At 54.1% G+C, this 1,278-nt stretch carries 1 protein-coding gene; it reads right to left on the bottom strand.

From position 1 onward, the window contains the following. Positions 1–62: 62 nt before the first annotated feature. A protein-coding gene (locus tag HBA55_RS37110) for an IS3 family transposase (protein ID WP_420821524.1) occupies positions 63–1,189 on the bottom strand; the annotation gives its coding sequence in 2 pieces (ribosomal slippage) (positions 63–931 and positions 931–1,189; 1,128 coding nt in all). Positions 1,190–1,278: the final 89 nt, after the last annotated feature.

The following is a 1,278-nucleotide window of genomic DNA, read 5'->3' as shown; positions in this document are numbered from 1 at the left end:
AGAGCTGGCCCCCTTCCTTTGAACAGCTCATCCCCATTCTATAAGTGGATCCACGCCAAGGTTTAAGCCACCAGGGAAAGCGGCGTTGTATTGAAGTAAACCTCATCCGGTGTTTTCCGGTCAAGGCTTGAATGAGGTCTGCGGCCGTTGTAGAAACGAAAGTAGCGATCCAGTCCTGCACGAGCATCCGAGACTGTATCGTAGGCGTGTAGGTAAACCTCTTCGTATTTCACAGAACGCCATAGCCGCTCTACGAACACGTTATCCCGCCAGCAGCCCTTGCCGTCCATGCTGATACGAATATTGTTGTCCTTCAGCATTTGAGTAAAAGCCGTGCTGGTGAACTGGCTGCCCTGGTCCGTGTTCATTATTTCTGGTACACCATATCTGGCGATAGCCTCCTCCACCGCGTCGATGCAGAAGTGTACGTCCATGGTGGTAGAAAGCTTCCAGCTCAACACCCTGCGCGTATGCCAGTCCACCACAGCGGTCAGATACACGAAGCCACGTGCCATCGGCAAATAGGTGATGTCCATGGCCCAAGCTTGATTCGGGCGCGTGATGGCCAGTTTGCGAAGCAGATACGGATAGACTTTATGGCCAGGGTTGCGACGAGTGGTCTTTGGTTTGCGATACAGCGCCTCAATACCCATCCGCTTCATCAGGCTAGCCACCCGTTTTCGCCCGACCTGATGACCTTCACGTCGCAATAGATCACGCAGCATACGGCTACCGGCAAAAGGGTAGTCCAGATGCAAGCGATCAATCCGATTCATCAGCTTGAGCGTGGCTGGACTAACCGCCTGTGGCTTGTAGTACACGCTGCCGCGGCTAATCGACAACAACTTGGCCTGCTGAGTAATGGAGAGTTTATGGTCGCGGTCGATCATCCTTTTTCGCTCAGCAACCCCGCCTTGGTGAGCGCGCTTTCTAAAAAATCATTTTCGAGGGTCAACTGACCTATCTTGGCATGTAGGGTCTTGACGTCAACCGGCGGCTCCTTGGGCTCACCGCCACCGAAAGCATCTGCCGAACGCTCCAGCAACTGCGTCTTCCACTGGGTAATCTGGTTGGGATGGACATCGAAGCGCTGTGCCAACTCGGCAACCGTCTGTTCGCCCTTGAGGGCGGCAATAGCCACTTTGGCCTTGAATTCGGGTGAGTGGTTACGACGTGGTCGTCTAGCCATGGTAAATCTCCTGTTCATGGGCACTACCGTGCCCTAAATCAGGCGAAGATTCCACTTATGGAGCTGTCCATATTTCCGGGGCCGGCTCT

The organism is Pseudomaricurvus alkylphenolicus, from assembly GCF_011683955.1.
Lineage (GTDB): Bacteria > Pseudomonadota > Gammaproteobacteria > Pseudomonadales > Cellvibrionaceae > Pseudomaricurvus > Pseudomaricurvus alkylphenolicus.
Note: the sequence above shows the minus strand (reverse complement) of the source record. Positions and strands in the feature narration are given on the sequence as shown.